General features: G+C 68.7%; 1 protein-coding gene. It reads right to left on the reverse strand.

Annotated features, from left to right (window positions below; translation table 11 throughout):
- Positions 1 to 479 (reverse strand): LamG domain-containing protein (locus I8N67_RS41975; RefSeq protein WP_200309663.1); only part of this gene is annotated, 479 nt, incomplete at both ends.

A 479-nucleotide genomic window follows, 5' to 3' on the forward strand; every position in this document is an offset into this window, starting at 1 on the left:
CACCAGGTCGCCGCCCGGCACCGCGCCCTGCTCCCCCATGGAGGTGACCAGCGGATAAGGTCCCTCGACCACCTCTTCCGGCTTCTGCTGGAAGAGAGTGGCGCCACCGCCCAGAGTCAGGGCGCGGCCTCCCACGAGGTCCGGGCTTGTGCCGGAGGCAACCGTGTCCAGGGGCCAGTAGCCCTTGCGGGCCGGCCTCACCGTGAGCATCGACTTGATCTCGGCGGCCGGAGTGAGCCGGTCGTAGGCCCGGACCTCGGCGATGTCGCCGGTGAAGTTGCGGCTGTAGCCGTACTTGGCCACTGACCGGCCGATCTGCAGGGCTCCGCGTGCCGACCAGGTGGACTGGCGGGCAACGGTCTTCTTCAGCTCACCGTTGACGTACAGCTGGAGCTGCCCCTTCGCCGGATCGTAGGCCCCGGTCAGGTGGACCCACTCGTTCGGGCAGACCGGCTTGGTAGCGCTGTCCTTGCAGGTGA

The organism is Streptomyces adelaidensis (genome assembly GCF_016598475.1).
Classification (GTDB): domain Bacteria; phylum Actinomycetota; class Actinomycetes; order Streptomycetales; family Streptomycetaceae; genus Streptomyces; species Streptomyces adelaidensis.